The sequence below is a fragment of the Limimaricola cinnabarinus LL-001 genome (genome assembly GCF_000466965.1).
GTDB classification, from domain to species: Bacteria; Pseudomonadota; Alphaproteobacteria; order Rhodobacterales; family Rhodobacteraceae; genus Limimaricola; species Limimaricola cinnabarinus.
Map to the genome: position 1 here is coordinate 1 of NZ_BATB01000121.1, position 5094 is coordinate 5094.

Annotated in this window: 2 protein-coding genes and 1 pseudogene; 1 reads left to right on the forward strand and 2 read right to left on the reverse strand. The window is 64.5% G+C overall.

The features are described 5' to 3' along the window. Both MBELCI_RS18380 and MBELCI_RS22410 read right to left on the reverse strand, forming a co-directional pair. Positions 1-3059 (reverse strand): annotated as a pseudogene (locus MBELCI_RS18380) (hypothetical protein); the annotation flags it as partial. A gap of 501 nt (positions 3060-3560) precedes the next feature. After that, positions 3561-3788, reverse strand: coding sequence for an HGGxSTG domain-containing protein (locus MBELCI_RS22410; RefSeq protein ID WP_305068699.1), 228 nt, complete (start codon positions 3786-3788; stop codon positions 3561-3563). 1043 nt (positions 3789-4831) lie between these two features. Here MBELCI_RS22410 and MBELCI_RS18385 point away from each other — a divergent pair. After that, positions 4832-5094: flagellar basal body protein (locus tag MBELCI_RS18385; RefSeq protein ID WP_235047704.1), on the forward strand; the 263-nt coding region annotated here is incomplete at its 3' end.

Genomic DNA, 5094 nt, shown 5'->3' on the forward strand with positions numbered 1-5094 from the left:
GCGGTCTCGTCCTCGGCCAGCTCGACGGTGGCGGGGCCGGTGATCGCCGGGGCGATTTCGTCGAGATCGGTGATCTGGATGAGCAGACCCTGGTCGGTCTCGGCGCCGTTCGCATCGGTTGCTGTGACCGTCACTTCGTAGATATTGTCCGCATTGGCATCGCGGGGTGCCTCGAAGTCCGGCGTGGCGGCGAAGGTGAGCGCGCCGTTCGCATCTACCTCAAACGCCCCGGCGTCGGCATCCCACAGGGTCCAGCTCGTGGCGGGATCAGGGGCGTAGGCGTCAATTGCGCCGGTGCCCTCGGCCAGTTCGATGGTTCGCAGCGTCCGGGCGGTAAGTTCGACCACCAGATCGACCGGCCCTGCGCAATTGCCGGGGTTAAGCGTCTCGCAGATCCGATAACTGCCCGCGTAGCGACCGTCCGCCGTTTCGGAGGCGACGGAGACCATGCCATCGGGCGCGACGGATATCGGGCTGTCTGCAGGCAGGTTGAGCGTCAGATCGACATCCGCCGGCGAAATGGTGGCGCCGTCGATCAGGTCATTGTCGAAGAGATTGCCCATGTCGTCATGCCCGGCGGGGCGGTTCACCGCCGAGAAGGAGTCTTTGGCAGGAGCCAGAACGGCGGCGAGCGCTTCGATGCTGGCCGTGGCTTCGGTGCAGTTGCCGGGGTTGAGACCCTCGCAGATCTCATAGTCGAGCGAATAGGTGCCGGCAGGGGTGGCGGACGCGAGGGCGAGATTGCCCGCCGCGTCGAGCGTCAGCCGCCCCTCGGGGTCGGCGCGGACGAGCCGCAGCGTCACGTCGGCGGCATCGACCGCTTCGGCGTCGAGCAGGTCGTTGGCAAGCGCCTGTCCGGCCTGCGCGGCACCGGCTCGACCGGGCACGCCGCCGAGATCGTCAGCGATCGCGGTGATCGGGGCCTCCGTGACCTCGATTTCGATTTGACCGGTGGCGCAGTTTTTCGGATCGGTGGAATTCAGCGCCTCGCAGATCTCGTAGGAGCGGCGATAGATCCCGGCCGGCTTCGGCGTGTCGAGGCTGACGATGCCCTCGGCGGAAAGGCCGATCCCGTCGACGCTGCCCGCCGTGATGGTGACCTCCGGCGTCGCCGCCGGATCGCCAGCGATCGTGTCGTTGGCCAGCACCGAGGGCGCGCCGTCGATGGCGCCGCTGCGACGCCCGACATGCGGGCCGAGCCGGTCGGTCGTCGCGGCAAGCGGCGCGGCGGCGACGCTCACGGTCAGGCGCGCGGTGTCGCAGTTGGTCGTGTTCGCCGTCTCGCACAGCTCGTAGTCGAACGTGTAGTCTCCGGCCCTGGTCGCGGCGGCGAGGTCGACGGTGCCATCGGCATTGAGCGTGAGTGGCCCGTTGGCCGCGTCGGTGCGGCTCAGGAAGGTGTTCGCGGCGCTGGCGTCGATGGTCGGCGTCAGCGTGTCGTTCGCCCGCAGGTCGATCAGTGCCGTGGCGCCGGACCGTCCCGGCACCCCGGTGACGGCGTCGTTCACCGCCTCGATCGGGGGCAGGGCGGGGATGGCGACCGCATGCGGGTCGTCGCCCTGCGGATGCGGCCCGAGGATGCTGCCGCCGCCCGTTCCAGCATCCGCCACGTCGGAATCCGAGAGGTCGTGGATCGTCTGGCCGTTGCGGGTGCCACTGACGCGGTACTGGAGCGACAGCGTCCGGCCCGCATCGGCGTCCTGCACGGCATAGCGGCCGATGAAGGTCAAGCTGTCGCCCGGCTGCAACGTCGTGGCGGCAGCGGGTTGGTCGAGCGTCAACCGCGGCGCGGTGCCGACGCCGTCGAAGCTTTCGACCGCCACGGTGACGTTCTCGACCGGCAGGTCGGCGAGATTGGCCACGGTCAGGCTGACAGGCATTTCCTCGCCAGGTTGGGCGGCGCCGTCGCCATTGGAGTCCTCGAAGGCGGCGGAGAGGCGCGCGCCGAGCACGGGCGAGAGGATGGTTACGCTGGTCGCGGCGGAATGACTGTCACCCGTGGTCGCGGCCCGACGGATCCGATAGCCGACAGGGCTCGGTTGCCGGGTGAAGCCCGCCGCGGGGGTGAAACTCAGCTTGCCGGTCGCGCGGTCATAGAGCCAGTCGCCTTCGATCTGGCCCTGGCTCGAAACGGTGAACCCTTCGACGTCCTTCGCTTCGGCATCGAGGCGGATCGCGCTTACCGTGGCCTTGCTGGTGGGGTCCATCTGGACCGGGCTGCGCAGATCCACGGCTTGCAGTGCGTATTCGGACGGCTTGCCGGAGGTATTCAGCTCAGCGACGCTGTCATTGAGCAGGATGTCGAACTCGACCGGCGCCGAGGCGGGCTGGTCGAGGATCCGCTCATCGGGGTCGAGCTGGATCGACTTGAAGTCGCCGCACTGAAGATCGAGCGTGTCGCTTTCCAGATAGGTCGGATTGGCGAGGCGTACGAGGAAGTTGTTGTTCGCGGTGCGGCCGAAAGTGAAGGTATGGGCGTCGGCGTAGTTGATCTCGAGGCCCGATTCCGGCTCGTTGCTGTAGCCCTTGTCGCCTGAGAGCGTGAAGACGCCACTGGTGTTGTCGAAGAGGCGGCCGGTGGTCGCGCTGGAATCGATGCGCAGATAGTCGACGGTGCCGTCGCAGACCGGCAGGAAGACCTGTTCGTTGCTGGGGCCGTCGATGTCGTTGATCTGAACATGAATATCGGCAATGATCCGGCGCCCGCTGCCGCCGAAATCATAGGTGTTGGCTTCGTAGATCTCCCAGCGGACCTCGTGCGGATCCTGGCCGACCGAAACGACAGCGGGCGCGCCTGCCCTGGTTTCGAAGGTATGGTCGAGGCTTGAGGACACCAATGTCGCCACGAGGTCTACCGCCACCCCGCTGACCGTGCCGACATTGCGCCAGATCGCCTGCTTGTTTTGGCCGGTGCCCTGGATCTCCGGAGCGGTTGCGGAATTGAGTTGCAGGAGCCCGGCTGCGCGGGCCGGAGTTGCGCCGAGCATGGCCCCGATCGCGAGCGCCGAGGCCGCGATGGCCAAAGCAGGTCGGGAGGTGGAAAAGTGCAGTGTCTTCATGGCAATATCTCTCCAGCGGCGCCGAGCGGCGTCGTCGAGGCGGGACGGGAAGTCTTGAAAGAAAGCGGGTCGGTCGGGCCGGTCAGGCCGTCGGTGGCCGAATGTCGGGTCTTGGCGGGTCTTGCAGCATCGTTCTCTCCCTGCGCGTCATGCACAGTCGGCCGCTTGTGCGTGTGGACGTGCGACTTTCGTTACGAGGGAGGTGCCCCCGATGGATCGCGAACCAGAAGGCCCGGCATAAATTTATTAAAATATGGTAAAACTCGAGCTTCAAGGATAGCGCTGCGTATTCTTGCTTGATCCTGCTCGTTTCGTAACGTCACGAATTTGTATAGGGTGGCCTGCTAAGAATAGACATGGATAGGGCCATGTTTTGCCACATTTCGGCCTGGAAAAGGTCGAGCTCCGGCAGCCGTGATGCTGAGCCTGCCTCTTCCGGAGTCTCTATCGCTACCGCCGTTCCTCTGAGGAACGGAAGTTTTCTTCGTCCCGATAGGCCATTCAATGGTGCCGTTGAGCCTCGGCTATCCTCGCGCGGCCCGCGGGTGTTCTTGGCCCTGTGTTTCGTCCGCCGTGGAACTTGCATTGGTTGCGACCGGGCTCGGGCCTCATCCGGCATGGGCAGCCCTTCGGGGCAATGGCGCCGCATGGCAACTGCAGTCGGGCAGAACATTGGGTATTAGGCTTCTTCGTCACCGAACGAGCCCGCCTCGCCGTCCGCTGCTTCATCGGGGCCCCCAGGAGTAACACCCCATCCCCCGTGTCCTGATACTTCCGACGGAGTAGGAGTGCCCAGATGCTCAGGAAACGAATTTCAGATGAAAAGAGCGCCTCCGCGCTGAGACAGGCGAGGGGAACCATGGTGGGCGTGATCTGCCGCAAGATGGGCGTGGCGGAAGCCACTTTCTATCGTTGAAAAAAAAATGTATGCTGACATGGGCGTATCGGAGATCCGCCGGTGAAGATGCTCGATAACGAGAATGGCTGTCTGAAGCGGATGGTTGTGGACCTGTCGCTCGACAAGTCGATGGCGGCCCTTTGTCCGCCATCGGTTTGAGGGCGATGGCAAGCGGACGCGCTTCGAAAAAATGTGGTGAGGCACCGTCCGACGCCGCGAAGTCGTCCGGCACCACTATCAGGATGTCTTCGAACCGTCGGAGCGCCGAGCGTGCCAGGCCATGGGCTTCGGGCAGGCCTGCCGCAGATACCAGTCGCGCCGTGACCCGGCCGTTGCACTGCGTCTACGGCTGAGAGATCTGGCCGAGAGCCGGGTGCGATACGGATACCGGCCCCTGCAGGGGTGTCTGAACGCCTCATGGTTCCTGTCAATGGCTGACGCGTCCATGAACGGGGGATCGATTACAATGATCATCGGCCGCATTCGGCGTCGGGAAACTTCACCCCCCAGCGCCTTCGCGGCTCAACTCGATCCAGCCCGAAAGGTCTCACAACGGCTGGACCAGGGACGGGATGAAGTCGGGGCCGACATGCACGGAACCTGAAACCAAACCACCCAACATGGGCAAGCTGCGGTAGGCTCAGACCGATCTCGGAAAAGGCAAGGGCCGTCGGCCACTTGAGCGATACCGTACGGCACATCTCCTTAACGAAATGTGATCGCTCGCGCCACATTCCCGCCTTATTTCAATGAACGTGCTAAGCGTATAAAACCAACGAATTAAAGCCTCGATCAGCGGTCCTGACCCACTCACCTCGGCGCTCCGGATGGAACGCCGAAGAGTCAGGCCGCTGAAATATAGAAGGGTATGAACGTGAGCATTTCCTACGCCATGCAGACCGGTGTCAGCGGTCTTCGGGCCAACTCCACGGCCGTGGGCCGGATCTCCGAGAACATCGCCAACGCCAACACCGACGGCTATCGGCGCAGCTTTGCGCAGATGGTGACGACCTCCACGCTGAGCGGCAATGGCGGGATCAATCCTTCGGGCGTGCGCGCCGCGCAGGGCACCGATGTCAGCACCGAAGGAGCCATGCGCGCCACCGAGCGGGGGACCGATCTCGCGATCGGCGGTGC

What these genes read in the sequence shown, in the direction of transcription:
- MBELCI_RS22410 (WP_305068699.1), bottom strand. Translation starts at nt 3,788, where the DNA reads ATGAAGCAGCGGACGGCGAGGCGGGCTCGTTCGGTGACGAAGAAGCCT.